Here is a 15,916-nt window from a genome sequence, read left to right on the forward strand (position 1 = left end):
CCAGCCCATTGCCCGCTAGGCGGGCCAGGCGGCCACGGGCGTGTCCGGATGCACCTTCATGATGCGGCACGGCACCTGGATGAAGTTGGAGATCCAGGCCGCGGCCAATTCCCCTTCGTCGATCACGTCGATGGCCTGTTCGCCGACCTTCATGCCGTAGCGCACGCTGTCGTCGTCTTCGATGACGTCCAGGGGGATGTCCATGCGCAGCATGCCGGGCGCCTTCAGCACCAGGTAGCCCAGCCGCAACTCGACCGACACCTCGGCCAGCCGGGGGCACAACTCTCGGTTCAGCCACTGCCCCGAATCGTTGGCGACCAGCCATTGGCGATGGTAGCCGGCGGCCTCGGGCTGCGGCGTGAGGCCGCATTCGGCGATGGGTTGGAAGTGTCCGGCGTTCATCTGCCCAGCAGCCCCTTGAGCGCCTTGTCCACGGCGGTGCCGTTCTTGCCCTTGCCGGTAACGGCTTCGCGCAGCTTGTTTTCCAGGCTGCGCTTCAGGATGTCGCCAACGGCATTCTTCCAGAGCAGGGTGTAGGTCGGCTTCTGGAACGGCCCCTTGACGTGCACGGGAATGGTCACGTCCTTCAGGTCGATCAGTTCCTTGCCTTCGGGATCGGCGGCCGGATTCACGACGCGCGCGCGCGCCACCAGGTCCAGCTCGCTCTTCACGAAATCGATCGTGGCCGGCTCGCCCTGCGTCACGCGCAGCAGCGGGGACACGACGTTCAGGCGCTTCACGGCGGCGACGCCCTTGGTGAACGCCAGGTCCGCGTCCATTTCGGAGAACGCCGTCTGCTTGCTGGTGTCGGCGGGAACGGTCTCGTCCTGCGACTCCGGCTTGAACGCGGCCTTCAGTTCGCGCAGCGTCTGGGTAAGGTTGATGCCCTTGACGGCGCCATCGCGCAGGCGCAGCTGCATGGTGCCGCCCAGGCCGCTCTTCATGGCATAGGCGTTGGCGCCCGCCGTCTTCAGGTCCAGCGCCAGGCTGCCCGTGCCGCTCAGCACGTTCTGGTTCGCCAGATCCATCAGGAACGGCTCGATCGCGATGCCCGCCAGCGACATCTTGGTAGCCAGCTGGTTGCCCTGCGCGGCATCGATCGTCAGGGCGCCCGCCAGCTTGCCGCCGTAGAGGCCTGCCGTCAGGCTGGTGACTTCCAGCTTGCCCTTGTCCAGCTTCACCGACGCGCCAACATCGTCGGCCTTCAGGCCGCGCACCACCAGCTTGCCGACCTTCAGCGTGCCGTTGACGCTCGGGCCGATCAGCGCCGAGAGATTGATCGAATCATCGGGAGGCGCCGGCGCCGGCGCGGGTTGGGCGGGCTTGTTTTCGTCCTTCTTGCCTTCGGCGGGCGGCTTGGCGGCAGGCGGCGCCGCGGGCGGCACGAGCTTGTCCAGGTCCAGCGTATCCACGGCCAGCGCGAAATTCACGCGAGGCGCGTCGCTCAGCCGGGTGATGTCGGCGCTCAGGTCGAATTTGCCGCCCTCGAGCACCGCGTTGATCTTGCTGGTGGCCTGGTCCTTCAGCAGGTCGGCCGTCACGCTGCCGATCACGGGGATCTGCAGGCTGCCCTTGGGCAGCCCCGGATCGGTGATGTTCACGTCGCCGCGCAGGCCGGACAGGCCGCCGCTGCGCTGCAGGAGGTTCAGCGACAGCGGCGAGGCGAAGTTCAGCTTCACCACCCGCTCGCCGTTCTTGGACGTGCTGTCGAGCTTGGCTTCCTTGATGTCGAGCTCGCCGGCGTTGCCGCTGATGCCGTTCAGGCCGAAGCTGGCGTCCAGGCCGCTGATGCGCACGCGGCCGGTCAGGGCCTCGCCGGTGGCCGAGGCGGGAGAGATATTGAGCGCGGGCGCGTCCACGGCGAATTCGAACGGGCCGTCGGCCACGCCGCCCTTGGCGCGGATGGCCAGCTTCTCGATCTGCAGCTGGCTCTTGTGCGGATCGATCGACAGCTTGGGCATCGCCACGCTGGCGTCCACATTGGTGGCGCGCGCGGCGGGGTCGGTGATGTCGCCCTGGAACACGACTTCAAGGCCGGCCACGTCCAGCGCCGATTTCTGGCCGTCGAACGCCAGGTTGCCCCGCATGGCCAGGCTCTTGGCCTCGGCGCCAGGCAGCTTGCCGTCCATGCGCAGGTCGAGCTTTTGCGCCGCATAGCGCTTGACGGACGGATCCAGCGTCAGCAGGGCCTGGCCGGTCAGGTTGGCGTCCACGCGCGGATTGCCGCCCTCGACGCGGGCCGTCAGGCGCACGTCGAACGGCTGGTTGAAGGTAACCCGGCCGGTGTTGGCGTTGATCTTGGTGACGGCGACCGCCATGCCGCTGATCGCGTCCTGCAATTGCACCTCGCCGTCCTTCAGGTCCAGGCCGGCGATGTCGATCTGCATGTTGTTGCGGGGCTGCGGCAGGCTGCCGTTGGTGATTGCCTGCGCCGCGGTCTGGGCCGCGCCCACCAGCGCTTCCGCCGGATTGGACGGCACGGCCGTGACCGGCGACGTCCCGCCCACGAGATTGCTGAAATTGAACTGGCCCTGCTTGTCCCGGATCACGCGGGCCTTGAAACCGCTGATGGCCACGTGGTCCACCACGAAGCTGTTGGACAGCAAGGGCCAGACGGCGACCGCAAGACGGGTGCTGTCGATGGAAGCGAAGGTTTCGGAGCTATTCGGCTCGGACAACGACACGCCCTGCACCGACAGCCCGATGCGCGGAAACAGCGACAGCTCGATCTCGCCGTCGATCGTCAGCGTGCGGTGGTAGCGTTGCTGGACAAGCTCTTCCAGCTTGTACTTGTACGCGTTCGGGTCGAATGTCAGCAAGAAGATGGCCAGGCCAACGACGGCCACGACAACCAACACCACCAGGCCTATCAAAATGCGCTTGAACCACGTTTTCATTGCTGCCCCGTCGGTACCTCGACTGGAAATCCTCGAATGCCGCCCTCCGCGCCGCAACGCGGGGATGGTGCTTTACCGGTGGAAAAGACCGCCCGGCAAGTCGCGCCGTTGGCCTTTTGAGAGGTGAAGACGCTGGCCGGGCCAGCGTACAGATACCGCTATCGTAACAAATCAGGCCGGCTTCGCGCCGCCGCCGGACGATTCGCCCCTGGCAGGCCGCCGAACCGCGGGCGGACAGCCCCCGAACCGGCCGCGAAATCCTGACGGTTTTCTGTCTGGCGGATTGTAGGGCTAGAATAATTGATACATCAATCATTGATCTATCCAACAATGTCCGCCCCCGCTTCCGGCACCCCGCATTCCCCCGGCCAGGTGCTTCCCTTTCGACAAACCCTGCTCGCCATGCTCGGCATGTGCTTCGTCATGATGATGGTCGCGATCGACCAGACCGTGGTGGGGACCGCGCTGCCGACCATTGTGGCGGAACTGAAGGGCTTCGAACTGTATGCATGGGTAGCGACGTCTTACCTGCTGACCTCCGTCATCACGGTTCCCATCTTCGGGCGGCTGGGCGACTACTACGGGCGCAAGCCGTTCGTGGTGACGGCGATCGTGCTGTTCACCCTGGCCTCGGCGCTGTGCGGCGCGGCCGACAGCATGCTCGGCCTGGTGCTGGCGCGGGCGCTGCAGGGGATCGGCGGCGGCATGCTGGTAGGCACCGCGTTCGCCACCATTCCCGACCTGTTCCCCGATCCGCACGTGCGGCTGCGCTGGCAGGTGATGCTCAGTTCGGCCTTCGGCATCGCCAACGCCGTGGGCCCCACCCTGGGCGGCGCGCTGACCGAACACTACGGCTGGCGCTCGGTCTTCTACGTGAACCTGCCCATCGGCGCCCTCGGCCTCTGGTTCGTCGCGCGCTACCTGCCGCACCTGCGCAACCACACGTCCGGCCCCGTGCGGCTGGACTGGCAGGGCGCGCTGCTGATCGCGCTGGGCCTGGGCTCGCTGCAGCTGCTCGTCGAACTGCTGCCCAAGGAAGGACTCAGCGCGCCCATCCTGCTGCTCGGCGCGGGCAGCGCGGCGGCCTTCGCCTTGCTGTACTGGTGGGAAAGGCGCTGCCCGCACCCGCTGCTGCCCCTGGACATGTTCCGCAATCGCGGCCTGGCCATGCTGTTCACGCTGGCGCTGCTGGTCGGCGTCACCATGTATTCGCTGCTGTTCTACGCGCCGCTGCTATTGCAAGGCGGCTTCGGCCTGTCGCCCCAGGACGCGGGCATGCTGATCACGCCGATGGTCGTCTTCATTACCGTGGGCAGCATCGTGAACGGCCGCATCATCACCCGCATCCGCCACCCCAACCGCATGCTGTACGCGGGCTTCATCCTGATGGCCCTGTCGTGCCTGGGCATCGTCACCACCCACAACGACACCTCGCACGCCATCATCGCCGTTTACATGCTGATGGCCGGCCTGGGCATGGGCTTCATCATGCCCAACCTGACCGTCTTCGCCCAGCAGACCGCGGGCCGCAGCCACCTGGGCATCGCCACCGCGCTGCTGCAATCCCTGCGCATGATCGGCGGCATGGTGGGCACGGCCATTGTCGGCACCATGGTCAGCCACAGCTATTTCAGCGGCGTCGAATCCACGCTGCGCGGGGCCTCGGCCCGCTGGCTGCCGGAACTGAACGATCCGCAGATGCTGGTCAATCCCGAGGCGCAGACCCAGTTCCTGGCACAATTGGCGCACCAGGGCCAGGATGGGACATCGTTGATCGAGATTGCGCGCGTTGCGCTCGTCAGCGCCATCCACGAAGGGCAGCTCATCGCCCTGGCCGTCGCCGTCTTCGCACTATGGTGCGTGCGGCGCGTGCCCCCGGTTCAATTGGTCCGCCCCTCCAAGCCGGAGCCGGCCAGCGTCGGAGAATAGCTTTTGCCCAAACAGCAACAAGGCTTGCAGGTCATCCAGCACATGGGGCTGACCTATCGTGTCATGCAAAGCGCATTCAGCAGCAGGGTTGGCCACGCCCTGCCTCGCTGGCGCATCCTCCTGGCCCTGCATGAATGCGGCCAGTGCTCGCAGAAGCACCTGGCGGAGCGCTGCCGGCTGGACCCGGCCTCGCTCACGCGCCAACTGCAGGCGATGCAGAAGCTGGGCTGGATTTCCCGCGCCGTGGACCCTCAGGACAACAGGCTGACCAACGCCAGCCTGACGCCGGCCGGGCAGGCGGTCGTGAACGACGCCCTGCCCAGGCGGGCCGCCTTCTTCGAAGAATCGCTCAAGGGCCTGACGGCGGCCGACATCGACACCCTCAACCGCGTCCTCAGCGTGCTGGAACAGAATTTCCTGCATGCCGCCGGGGACAGACCCGCGCAGACCTGACGCGGCCCGGCTCACTCGGGCGGATTGCGGCGCTCGAACTGCGCGATGGCATGCAAGAGGAAGGGCGCGAACTTCGCCGCGTATGCCTCCCCCGTCCAGGCATTGGATGAACCCGACAGGTGCAGGGCCCCGTAGGGCGCGCCCTGCGCGTTCGTCACGGCCGCGGCCAGGCTGACCTCCCCCACGATGAACTCGTCGACGATCAGGGCATAGCCCTGCTCGCGGGCCTTTTTCACTTCGCTCTTGACCGCCTTCACCGTGGTCTGGGTCTTGGGCGTATAGGCCGCCAGCTCGGTGGACGCCAAGCGGGACGACGCATCGGCCTCATCGAGGCGGGACAGCACGGCCCGCCCGCCCGCCGTGCAATAGAGCGGCACGCGGCGCCCGACCAGCGATGCGTGATAGTGCTCGGTCTGGGTCTGGTGCCGCATGACGTGGACCAGTTCGTTGCCATCGAGCAATGACAGACTGATCTTCTCGCCCGTGGACTTCGACAGCTCCAGCATGATGGGGTTGAGCGCCTCGACCAGCGCATGCATGCGCAGGAAATGGAAGGTCAGGTTGAGCATGCCCGTGCCCAGCCGGTAGCGCCGCGTCTGCGCGTTCTGCTCGAGGTAACCCTCGGCGCACAAGGTGTAGGCGTAACGCTGGGCGGCGCTCTTGTCCAGGCCGCTCATGGCCATGATCTCCATCAGGCCGAGGTCGCCCGATGCGTTCTTGAAACAGTCCAGGACCCGGAAGGCCTTGCCCACGGACCCGACATACAGCGCGTTGGTCGTCATCGTTTTACCTAATGTACGGGTTTTCTCAAGTAGCACATAATAATACTAAGTATTAAATAACAATACCTGAGGAACGAACAATGAATCTCGAGGCCGGACTCACCGCTGCGCAATGGCTCGAAAGCCAACAGCCGGAAATGCTTGCGCTACTGGAGGATATCGTCAATATCGACTCCGGCAGTTTCGACAAACCCGGCGTGGCGCGCGTGTTCCGGCGGCTGGAGTCGTTCTTCGCGTCGCATGGGCTGGAAATCACCTCGCACTACGCCGGCGAGGTCGAGGCCGCGATCTCGGTCACCGTGAACCGCGGCAGCGCCGTGGGCAAGCCCGTGCTGTTGATGGGGCATTGCGATACGGTCTTCCCGGCGGGCGAAGCCGCGCGCCGGCCCTTCCGCATCGATGGCCCCCGCGCCTATGGCCCGGGCGTGGCCGACATGAAATCGGGCATCGTGATGAACGCCTTCCTGCTGGCCGCCTTTGCCCGCACCGGCGAAGCGGCGCCGGAAGTCACCGGCCTGTTCACCTGCGACGAGGAAATCGGATCGCCGCTCAGCAAGGACGTCATCGCGCATTTCGGCAAGCAGGCGGGCTTCGTGTTCAATGCCGAGCCGGGCCGTCCGTCGGGCAACGTCGTGACCGGACGCAAGGGCGGCGTGTTCTTCAACATGGAGATTGAAGGCAAGGCCGCGCACTCGGGCGCGAACTTCGCCGAAGGCATCAGCGCGATCTCGGAACTGGCCCACAAGGTGGTGGCGCTGGACGCCCTGACCGACCTCGACGCGGGCGTCACCGTCAACGTCGGCCTGGTAAACGGCGGCCTGTCCGTCAATACCTCCGCGCCCTCCGCCAGCGCCGCGATCGACCTGCGCATCTTCGACCTGGAGCAGCGCGAATCCCTGGTCGGCAAGATCCGCTGCATCTGCGACAAGTCCTTCATTACCGGCACCTTGTCGAAACTGGACATCACCGGCGAATTCAAGCCCTTCGTGCCCACCGCGCAATCCCGCAAGCTGTTCGAGCTGTACCAGGCCGAACTGGGCGCGATCGGCCACAAGGCGGAAGCCGAATTCAGCGGCGGCTGCGCGGACTCCGGCGTGACCTCCAGCCTGGGCGCCATCACGCTGTGCGGCACCGGTCCGGTCGGCGGCAAATTCCATACGCAGGATGAATATTGCGAGATCGGCACCATCGTTCCCCGCGGACAGGCCGTGCTCAACACGATACTGCGGCTTGCCCACACCCTGTGGTAAGCGGCGCAAACGTCGCGGCCCTTCCGCCCGGCATTCTCATCAGGTGCTTTTCATGACTACACACGCATTGCAGACACGCCGCGCCCTCCTCAAGGCCGGCACGGCGCTGGCGTTGGCCCCCGCCGCATGGATGAAGACCGCGTACGCGCAGGCCTATCCGTCAGGACCGGTCAGCATGATGGTCCCCTACCCCGCCGGCGGCCCCAGCGACGTCAGCGCCCGCATCCTGAGCGGCCCGATCGGCGACAGCCTGGGCGCGCGTGTCGTGGTCGAAAACCTGGGCGGGGCAACCGGCACGATCGCCGCGTCCAAAGTGCTGAACGGCAAGGCCGACGGCAGCGTGTTCTTCCAGGGCACGCAGAACGAACTGATTCTTCCGCCCCTGACCAACCGCGCCGTGCGCTACCAGCCGGATGCCTTCGAAAGCATCCAGCCCATCACCGTGACGCACCTGGTGCTGCTGGTGCGCTCCGGCCTGCCCGCCGGCAACGTGGATGAATTCCTGAAGCTGGCCGGCGAACGCGACGCGTCGAATTCGCTGACCTACGGAACGGTGGGCGTCGGCTCGCTCTACCACCTGATCACCGAATACCTGGGCAAGACCGTGAAGGTGCCCTTCACGCACGTGCCCTACAGCGGCACGGCGCCGGTCATCCAGGACCTGGCCGGCGGCCAGATCGATTTCAGCATCATGCCCTTCCAGGCCTCGATGCTGGAAATGATCCAGGGCGGCCGTTTCAAGGCGCTTGCGGTGCTGTCGCGGAACAAGCCGGCGGTGCTGGCCAAGGTCGCCAGCATCACCGAAACGCCGGCCCTGGCCAACTTTGAATACGCCAGCTACGCCGGCTACTTCGTGAAGAAGGGAACCCCGGCTCCGATCAAGCAAGCGCTGAACAAGGCGATCGGCGACGCCCTGGAAGACCGCGGCGTGGTCGCCAAACTGGAGGCGGACGGCCGCAACGTCTCGCGCCGCATGACCCTGGACGAGGCGGCGGCGGCCTATGCGGCCGAAATCGCGAAGCACAAGGAAATGATCCGCGCCACCGGCTACGTTCAGGCGGGCTGACGCGCCTCCTCGTTGAGCCACTCCACGAAGGCCGCGACTTCCGGGCGCCGCCCGGTGTCCGGCAGCATGACCACGTAGTAGGCGAACCGCGTGGGCCAGGGCCTGTCCAGCGCCAGCGCCAGGCGCCCCGCGGCGATCTCCTCCCGCGCATACATCTCCGGCACCAGGGCCAATCCCTGGCCGGCCTCGGCCGCGCGTATCAGCAGGTAGTCGTCCTCGAACGCGGTGCCGCGCCCGGCGCGCGGATCCTCCGCCACGCCATGCGCGGATAGCCACAGCCCCCAGTCCGCGCGACCGCCGTCCTGCAGCAGCGGATAGTCCAGGCAGTCGGCCGGCCCCCGGATGGGCGGACCCGACGCAAGCAGCGCCGGACTGGCGACGGGCAGCAGCACCGGGGCCATCAGCGGTTCCGACAACAGGCCGGGATAGCTGCCCAGCCCGTGGCGTATGGCGATATCGACCCGGTCGCGGCGCAGGTCCGCCAGGCTTGCCGCCGCCTCGACACGGATTTCGATGTCCGGATGCAGACGGGTGAAGCGCCCCAGCCTGGGCACCAGCCACGTCGCCGCGAAGGAAGCGATGGTGCTGATGGTGAGCGCCTTGCGCGCGCGGGCGGCTTCCAGGGTCCGCATCGCGCCTTCGATCTGGTCGAACGCCAGCAGCAGGCTTGGATGCACGCTGGCGCCGGCCTCGGTCAGCGTCATGCTGCGGGATCCGCGCACGAACAAAGGCAGGCCTGCCCGCTCTTCCAGCAACCGGACCTGCTGGCTGACGGCGCCCGAGGTCACCCCCAGCGCGGCGGCCGCGCGCTTGATGCTGCCATGGCGGCCGACCTCCGCGAACGCACGCAGGGCCAGCAGGGGAAAAACAGGATTCATGGTTTAGCCCAGCTAAACATAGCCGATAGATCAAATCGTTTCTTTTCCCGCCGCGCAACGTGCAGAATTTCCAGCAGGACACTCTCCAAGTTTAGCCGCGCTGCCACGCCAACGCATGCCGGCACTGCCGAATGGAAGCTGCGATGATCGACCTCTATACCGAAAGTTCGCCCAATGGCTTCAAGGCCACGATCGCCCTGGAAGAATTGGCGCTGCCCTACCGCCTGCACCACGTGCGCATCGGAGCGGGCGAGCACCGGCGCCCGGACTTCCTGGCGTTGAACCCGCATGGCCGCATCCCGGTCATCACCGACGACGAGACCGGCATCACGCTGTTCGAGTCGGCCGCCATCCTGCTTTACCTGGCCGAAAAAACCGGCCGGCTCCTGCCCGCCCCGGCCGCCGCGCGCTGGGAAGCGATCAAGTGGCTGCAATTCCACGCCTCCAGCGTGGGACCCATCATCGGGCAGCGCGTGCATTTCGAGCGCTTCGCCGACACGCGCATCCCCGCCGCCGTCGAGCGCTACCAGCGGCTGACGGAGGACGTCTTCGCCGTGCTCGACCAACGCCTGTCCGGACACGAATATCTGGCCGGAGACGAGTATTCCATCGCCGACATCGCGCACTTCGGCTGGACCCACATCGCGCGCATCATCGACTTCGGCTTCAGCAGGCACCGCCACTTGAGCGCCTGGCATGAACGCGTGGCGGCGCGGCCCGCCGTGCGCAAGGGCGTCACGCTGCCTGCGCCCGCCACGGACGCATGAAGCACCGGGACGGACACGCCATGGACAACATGCATTCCCTCCCGCACCCGACGGGCGCCTCGCACACCGCGTTCCAGGCGCATCCCGGCTACCGGCGCATGTTCGCCCCGGACCGGCTGACCTTGGGCATGTTCCTGCCGCTGCGCTTCTATGCCGGCGACATGCGCGTGCTGGCTGGGCAAGCGGAGCTGGTCGGCGAGATCGACCGGCGCGGCTTCGCCGCCGTCTGGGTGCGCGACGTGCCGCTATTCGACCCCTCGTTCGGCGATGCCGGGCAGGTCTTCGATCCCTTCACCTATCTGGCCTTTCTCGCCGCCCGGACCAAAACGGCCGCGCTGGCGACGGGCAGCGCCATTTTTTCGCTGCGCCATCCCATCGACCTCGCGAAGGCCGCGGCCACCATCGACCAGTTGTCGGGCGGCCGCCTGGTGCTGGGCATCGCCTCCGGCGACCGCCCCATCGAATTTCCCGCGTATGGCCTGGCGCACGGAGAACGCGGCGAGCGCTTCGCGCAGGCGGTGGCGTACTTCCGCCAGCTCATGCGGCCGGGTCCTCTTGCCGTGGATTCTCCGCTGGGACGCTTCGAGCGCGCCAGCTTCCTGCCACAGCCGGCAGCCGGTTCCGTCCCGTTGATCGTCACGGGCGCGTCCGGCCAATCGCTGGCCTGGATCGCCGAGCACGCGGACGGCTGGTTGACCTATCCCGACGCGACCCACACGGCTGAAGGACCGCGGCGCCTGGCCGACAAGATCCGCGCCTGGCGCCACCGGATTCCCGATGGCGGCTTCCGGCCGCACATGACCAATGAGTGGCTGGACCTGACGGACGACCCCGGGCATCCGCCCACGCCGCTGCAGGGCGGGTTCGTGCTGCGCACCGGACGCAAGGGCCTCATCGACCTGCTGCACGCCTGGCAGGCGGCGGGCGTCAACCATGCCGCGCTGGGCATCCAGTTCGCGCGGCGGCCCGCGGCCGAACTCATCCAGGAGCTGGCCGAAGACGTGCTGCCGCACTTTCCATCGCACCCGGGGCCGGCCGCGGCGCCCGTTTCATGGTGACCCCGGGACGCCCGCCCATCCACCCCTATTGCAAGAGGAAAGCGACATGAATCCCGAGACCCCGCGAAGCGCGGACGCCTTCACGATCAGGAACGTCGATCCGGCCGACCAGGACCAGTGGGCGGCGCTGTACCGGCAATACGCCGCCTTCTACCGCGCCGCCATGGATGACGAGATCCTGAGACGCACCTGGTCGTGGCTGATGCGGCCCGAGCATCCCGAGGAGGGCATCGTCGCCCAAACGGAAAGCGGCGAACTGGTGGGACTGGCGCACTACCGCTCCTTTCCCAAGCCGCTGCTCGGACGGGACGCAGGGTTTCTCGACGACCTCTACGTCGCGGACAAGCACCGCGGGCAAGGACTCGGCCGCGGCCTGATCGCCGCGGTAGCGTCCATCGCGCACGCCCGCGGCTGGCCCCTGGTGCGCTGGATCACCGCCCATGACAACCGCCCTGCGCGCCGGCTTTACGACGGCGTTTCGCAGGCAACGGAATGGATCACCTATGACCTCAAGCCGGGCGGATACCGCAAGCCCGGCGGCCTGGCCTAGGCCGCCTGCGCGCGCTGCCAGTCGCCGCGATGCCGTTCGATATGCTCGCGCAGATGATCCACTAGCGTGCGCGTCGCCACGGACGGAAAGCGATTGGGCGCGGTCAGCAGATAGATCGCATCGCCCACGCCTTCGGGCTCGAGTTCGGGCAGCACCTCAACCAGCGTCCCCTCGCGCAGCTGGCTCCACACGGCATAGCGCGGCAGCAACGCCACCCCCAGGCCCGCAAGCACGGCATCGCGCAGGAACGGATAGTCGCCGGATTGCAGCCGCGGCGCCACGCGCAGCAGCAGCGGGTCGCCATGGTCGCGCTTGCAGCGCAGATCGAACCGCCGTCCCAGCGATTGCGGCGCGATTAGCGTGCAGCCGCCCAATTGCTCCAGCTGCGAGATCGCCCCGTGTCCTTCCAAGAAAGCGGGAGTGGCGCACAAGCACCATTGCACGTCGCAGATGCGGCGCGCGACGTGGTCCTCCGGCGGCGCGGACGTGATCTTCAGCGCCATGTCGACCTCGGCCGACACCAGATCGCCGATGGCGTCGTTGATATGCACGCGCAATGAAATATCCGGGTAGCGGCGCGTGAAATCGAGCAGCACGGGCGCCAGGTACAGATGCCCCAGGCCCGTCGGCAGACGGATGCGGACATCGCCGCGCACGCTGCCGTCCAGGCTGTGGATGGAAGCCTGCGCCGCGCGCATTTCATCCAGCAGGCGCACGCCGTGCTGGTAGAGCAGCTGGCCGGCCTGCGTCAGTTCGACATGCCGGGTCGTACGCCGCAGCAGCTGCGAGCCCATCGCCAGCTCCAGCCGTTTCAACCGGTGCGACATGTTCGAACGGGTCATGCCGCAACGCTCGGCGGCGGCGCTGAGATTGCGCGATTCGACCATCGCGACGAACAGCCTGACGAGGTTCAGATCCAGCTCTTTGTCAATCATTGTTCACCATTCAAGGCACAACTACGCAGATTGTCCAGCTGATGGGCCGAGTCTACCATCGGCTCATCGACTTCCTTCCCTTGGATGCCATGGACGCCGCCGTTGCCGCCGATGTGAACTGTGGTCCCTTTTCCGGCCTGCGCGTGCTCGATATCAGCCAGGGCATCGCCGGCCCGTATTGCGCGCAGATGTTCTGGCAACAGGGCGCCGAGGTCGTCAAGGTGGAACCTCCCGCGGGCGACTGGGGCCGTCACGTGGGCACCGTGGCCGGCGCGCACAGCGCGCTGTCCGTAGCCTACAACGCGGGCAAGCGCGGCGTCTGCCTGGACGCCCGCCATCCGGCGGGGCGCGAGGCGCTGCGCCGCCTGGCGAACGGCGCCGACGTGCTGATCCAGAACTTCCGCCCCGGCGTGGCCGCGCGCATGGGCGTGGGCTACCAGGACCTGGCGTCCGCCAAGCCCGGGCTGGTCTACGTATCGATCAGCGGCTACGGCGAGGACGGCCCCTATGCCAGCGCCCCCGCCTCGGACTCCGTGATGCAGGCCGACAGCGGCCTGATGTACGCCAACCAGGACGAGGCCGGCGTGCCTCGCCGCATCGGCGTGCTGATGGCCGACATCGCCACCGCGCTCTACGCGGCGCAAGCGGCCATGGCCGCGCTGTACAGGCAGGCGCGGACGGGCCTGGGCGAACACGTCCGGCTGAGCCTGTTCCAGGCTTGCGCCGCGCTGCAGGTCAACGACATCCTGGCCCACGGCATGGCGGGCGCGCGCCGCGCGGGGCCGGTCAGCGCGCCCAACGGCGTATTCGACACCGCCGATGGGCGCCTGTCGGTGCTGGCGCTGAACAACGATCAGTTCGCCCGCCTCTGCCGCGCCCTGGATCGCCCGGCGTGGCTGCGAGAACCCGCTTATGCCGACAACGCCGGCCGCATGGCTCGGCGCGATGAATTGCACCGCGAGCTGGCCGCGCAACTCGCCACCCGGCCGTCTTCCCACTGGATCGAACGGCTGACACGAGAGGACGTGCTGCATGCCCGCGTGCGCGACTACGACGGTCTGGCCGCTCACGCGCAGGCCGGGCACGTGGACCTGCTGCAAACGCTGGTCCAGCCCGGCGTCGGCAGCCTGCCTTATGCGCCGCTGCCCGGCCTGGCGCGACGCCGCCCCGCCACCGCCTCGCCCGCTATCGGCCAGCACTCCTGCGAGGTGCTGCGCGATTGGGGCTGGAACGCATCCGACATCCAGGCACTGCTGGCGGCCGGCACACTGGTGCAGGACGGCGCCCACAAGGAGTCCCCCTGATGCGCGCCCTGCTCTGCGAACGATTCGGCCCCGTGAGCGACGTGGCCCTGGTCGATGCGCCCGATGCGCCGCCTCCCGGCCCTACCGAGGTCACCATCGCGGTGCAGTACGCAAGCGTCAGCCATGCCACCAAACTCCTGATCGAAGGCCGCTACCAGACCCGTCCGCCCATGCCTTTCGTGCCGGGCACCGAAGCGGTCGGCGTCGTGCTGGCCTGCGGCGGCGCGGTAACGCGGCTGCGCCCCGGCGACCGGGTCGTGGCGCTGGCGCGCTGGGGCTGCTATGCCGAACGGCTCACGCTGCCCGAATACACCGTCTATGCCGTGCCGGATGGCCTCGACCCGCTGCAGGCGCTACCCGTGCCCATCTCCTACGGCACCGCGTACGGCGGCCTGCTGTGGCGCGCGGCCATGCAGCCCGGCGAAAACGTGCTGGTGCTGGGCGCGGGTTCCGGCGTCGGCCTTGCCGCAGTGGAACTGGCCGCCCTGCTGGGCGCGCGGGTCATCGCCTGCGCCAGCACCGAGGCCAAGCGCCAGGCCGCGCGGGACGCCGGCGCCCTCCACGCGATGCCAGCCGACGACGGCATGGCGGCCGCCGTCAAGGCGCTGACCACAGGCCGCGGCGCAGACATCGTGTTCGACCCGGTGGGCGGCGCGGCATTCGGCCACGCCGTGCGGGCCGCGGCCGCCAACGCGCGCATGCTGTCGGTGGGGTTCGCCAGCGGCGACGTGCCGCCGGTCCCCTTGAACCTGCTGCTGGTCAAGAACATCGCATTGCACGGCTTCTTCTTCGGGCGCTACCTCGGCTGGACGCCAGCCGACGAGCGCGTGGTCCACGCCCCCGCCATGCAGCGGGCCATGGCCACCCTGTTCGACTGGACGCGCAGCCAGCGCATCCATCCTGCAGTAACGGCGGTCTATCCGATCGCCGAACTCGCCGCCGCGCTCCAGGCGTTGGAAAGCCGTCAGGTCGTGGGCAAAGTGGCGCTCAAAATAATATCGGAGACTCGCCCATGCAACCCCTCATCGCCCATCGCGGCAGCAGCACCGGACACAACATCCTGAACCTGCGCGCGGCGCTTGCGCTGGCCCTTGCATGCGCAAGCGCGCTGGCCGCCGCCCCCGCCCGCGCTGCGGACGACTATCCCAACCGCCCGATCACGATGGTGGTGCCCTACCCCCCGGGCGGCCCCACCGACATCGTCTCCCGGCTGGTTGCGGCCGAGATGTCCAAGACCATCGGCCAGAACATCGTCGTCGACAACAAACCCGGCGCCAGCGGCATGATAGGCGCCGACCTGGTGGCCCGCGCCGCGCCGGACGGCTACACCTTCCTGGCTAACGCCTCGCTGCACGTCATCAACCCGTACATCTACCGCTCCATGCGCTATGACGCATTCAAGGACTTCGCGCCGATCACGCAACTGGCCGACGTGCCGCTGGTGCTGGTGGTGCCCCAGACCAGCGCCGTCAAAACCCCGCAGGACCTGGTGGCGCAGGCGAAGTCCCAGCAACTGAATTTCGGCTCGGCCGGCAGCGCCTCGGCCCAGCAGCTTGCGGGCGAATCCTTCAAGGCGCGCACCGGCCTGCCGATGCAGCACGTGCCCTACAAGGGCAGCGCGCCCGCGCTCACCGACCTCGTCGGCGGACAGATCCAGTTCATGTTCGACTCCATGCCGTCCGCCACCCCGTTCATCAAATCGGGCAAGCTGCGCGCCGTGGCCGTCACCGTGTCGCAGCGCGTCGCGGAATTCCCCGACGTGCCCACCATGGCCGAGTCCGGCTTCCCCGGCTTCGACATCAGCACCTGGTACGGCCTCTGGGCCCCAAAAGGCACGCCGCCCGCCATCGTCGCCAAGCTCGCCGAGCACGCGGCCATGGCCCTGCGCCAGCCCAACGTGATCAGCCAGTATGCATCCATGGGCGCCAAGCCCGTCGGATCCACGCCCGCCGACTTCGCGCGGTTCAACGAAACGGAAGGCAAGAAGTGGCGGGAGATCGTGACGGCCGCGGGCATCTCGCCACAATAGCCGCAGTCATGGTCTGGC

The 15,916-nt window shown here is 67.6% G+C and carries 15 protein-coding genes; 10 read left to right on the forward strand and 5 right to left on the reverse strand.

Annotated elements, in window-relative coordinates:
• Positions 1 to 15: 15 nt before the first annotated feature.
• Together ACN6PJ_RS04055 and ACN6PJ_RS04060 are read right to left on the reverse strand one after the other, a co-directional pair.
• Positions 16 to 402 (reverse strand): MOSC N-terminal beta barrel domain-containing protein, encoded by a 387-nt coding sequence (locus tag ACN6PJ_RS04055; RefSeq protein WP_427994622.1) that lies wholly within the window; start codon positions 400 to 402, stop codon positions 16 to 18.
• A complete protein-coding gene (locus tag ACN6PJ_RS04060; RefSeq protein WP_427994623.1) occupies positions 399 to 2,897 on the reverse strand; it encodes an AsmA family protein in 2,499 nt (832 codons plus the stop codon). Before ACN6PJ_RS04060 ends, ACN6PJ_RS04055 begins: the two co-directional genes overlap by 4 nt.
• Before the next feature lie 330 nt (positions 2,898 to 3,227).
• On the opposite strand from ACN6PJ_RS04060, the gene ACN6PJ_RS04065 reads away from it, so the two are divergent.
• Complete coding sequence (locus ACN6PJ_RS04065) at positions 3,228 to 4,826, forward strand: MDR family MFS transporter (RefSeq protein WP_427994624.1); 1,599 nt, start codon at positions 3,228 to 3,230, stop codon at positions 4,824 to 4,826.
• A 3-nt stretch (positions 4,827 to 4,829) separates the two neighbouring features.
• Positions 4,830 to 5,279 (forward strand): MarR family winged helix-turn-helix transcriptional regulator, encoded by a 450-nt coding sequence (locus ACN6PJ_RS04070; protein ID WP_427994625.1) that lies wholly within the window; start codon positions 4,830 to 4,832, stop codon positions 5,277 to 5,279.
• An 11-nt stretch (positions 5,280 to 5,290) separates the two neighbouring features.
• Here ACN6PJ_RS04070 and ACN6PJ_RS04075 read toward each other — a convergent pair whose 3' ends face one another.
• Positions 5,291 to 6,061, reverse strand: a complete 771-nt coding sequence (locus ACN6PJ_RS04075; RefSeq protein WP_427994626.1) for an IclR family transcriptional regulator — start codon at positions 6,059 to 6,061, stop codon at positions 5,291 to 5,293.
• Positions 6,062 to 6,141: 80 nt separating this feature from the next.
• Between ACN6PJ_RS04075 and ACN6PJ_RS04080 the strand changes: the two genes are divergently transcribed.
• Positions 6,142 to 7,311, forward strand: coding sequence for a M20 family metallopeptidase (locus ACN6PJ_RS04080; protein WP_427994627.1), 1,170 nt, complete (start codon positions 6,142 to 6,144; stop codon positions 7,309 to 7,311).
• Positions 7,312 to 7,363: 52 nt separating this feature from the next.
• Positions 7,364 to 8,377, forward strand: a complete 1,014-nt coding sequence (locus tag ACN6PJ_RS04085) for a Bug family tripartite tricarboxylate transporter substrate binding protein (RefSeq protein WP_427994628.1) — start codon at positions 7,364 to 7,366, stop codon at positions 8,375 to 8,377.
• Here ACN6PJ_RS04085 and ACN6PJ_RS04090 read toward each other — a convergent pair.
• Positions 8,365 to 9,255, reverse strand: coding sequence for a LysR substrate-binding domain-containing protein (locus ACN6PJ_RS04090; protein ID WP_427994629.1), 891 nt, complete (start codon positions 9,253 to 9,255; stop codon positions 8,365 to 8,367). The genes ACN6PJ_RS04085 and ACN6PJ_RS04090 overlap by 13 nt on opposite strands.
• A 143-nt stretch (positions 9,256 to 9,398) precedes the next feature.
• On the opposite strand from ACN6PJ_RS04090, the gene ACN6PJ_RS04095 reads away from it, so the two are divergent.
• The 3 genes from ACN6PJ_RS04095 to ACN6PJ_RS04105 are packed head-to-tail and all read left to right on the forward strand — an operon-like array spanning position 9,399 to position 11,630.
• Positions 9,399 to 10,022 carry a glutathione S-transferase family protein gene (locus ACN6PJ_RS04095; RefSeq protein ID WP_427994630.1) on the forward strand — a complete coding sequence of 208 codons (624 nt, stop codon included), beginning with the start codon at positions 9,399 to 9,401 and terminating at the stop codon, positions 10,020 to 10,022.
• Positions 10,023 to 10,042: 20 nt separating this feature from the next.
• Complete coding sequence (locus ACN6PJ_RS04100) at positions 10,043 to 11,080, forward strand: LLM class oxidoreductase (RefSeq protein ID WP_427994631.1); 1,038 nt, start codon at positions 10,043 to 10,045, stop codon at positions 11,078 to 11,080.
• A 46-nt stretch (positions 11,081 to 11,126) separates the two neighbouring features.
• Positions 11,127 to 11,630, forward strand: coding sequence for an N-acetyltransferase family protein (locus tag ACN6PJ_RS04105; protein ID WP_427994632.1), 504 nt, complete (start codon positions 11,127 to 11,129; stop codon positions 11,628 to 11,630).
• On the opposite strand, the gene ACN6PJ_RS04110 is transcribed toward ACN6PJ_RS04105, so the two are convergent.
• Positions 11,627 to 12,565, reverse strand: coding sequence for a LysR family transcriptional regulator (locus ACN6PJ_RS04110; protein WP_427994633.1), 939 nt, complete (start codon positions 12,563 to 12,565; stop codon positions 11,627 to 11,629). The genes ACN6PJ_RS04105 and ACN6PJ_RS04110 overlap by 4 nt on opposite strands.
• 89 nt (positions 12,566 to 12,654) lie before the next feature.
• Here ACN6PJ_RS04110 and ACN6PJ_RS04115 point away from each other — a divergent pair, with 89 nt between their 5' ends.
• Genes ACN6PJ_RS04115 through ACN6PJ_RS04125 form a run of 3 tightly spaced genes read left to right on the forward strand, consistent with a single transcriptional unit; the run spans position 12,655 to position 15,898 of the window.
• Positions 12,655 to 13,869 carry a CaiB/BaiF CoA transferase family protein gene (locus ACN6PJ_RS04115; RefSeq protein ID WP_427994634.1) on the forward strand — a complete coding sequence of 405 codons (1,215 nt, stop codon included), beginning with the start codon at positions 12,655 to 12,657 and terminating at the stop codon, positions 13,867 to 13,869.
• Positions 13,869 to 14,933 carry an NADPH:quinone oxidoreductase family protein gene (locus tag ACN6PJ_RS04120; RefSeq protein ID WP_427994635.1) on the forward strand — a complete coding sequence of 355 codons (1,065 nt, stop codon included), beginning with the start codon at positions 13,869 to 13,871 and terminating at the stop codon, positions 14,931 to 14,933. The genes ACN6PJ_RS04115 and ACN6PJ_RS04120 overlap by 1 nt, the downstream gene beginning before the upstream one ends.
• A complete protein-coding gene (locus ACN6PJ_RS04125) occupies positions 14,882 to 15,898 on the forward strand; it encodes a Bug family tripartite tricarboxylate transporter substrate binding protein (protein WP_427994636.1) in 1,017 nt (338 codons plus the stop codon). The genes ACN6PJ_RS04120 and ACN6PJ_RS04125 overlap by 52 nt, the downstream gene beginning before the upstream one ends.
• Positions 15,899 to 15,916: the final 18 nt, after the last annotated feature.

Source organism: Achromobacter sp. (genome assembly GCF_050285585.1).
Lineage (GTDB): Bacteria > Pseudomonadota > Gammaproteobacteria > Burkholderiales > Burkholderiaceae_B > Achromobacter.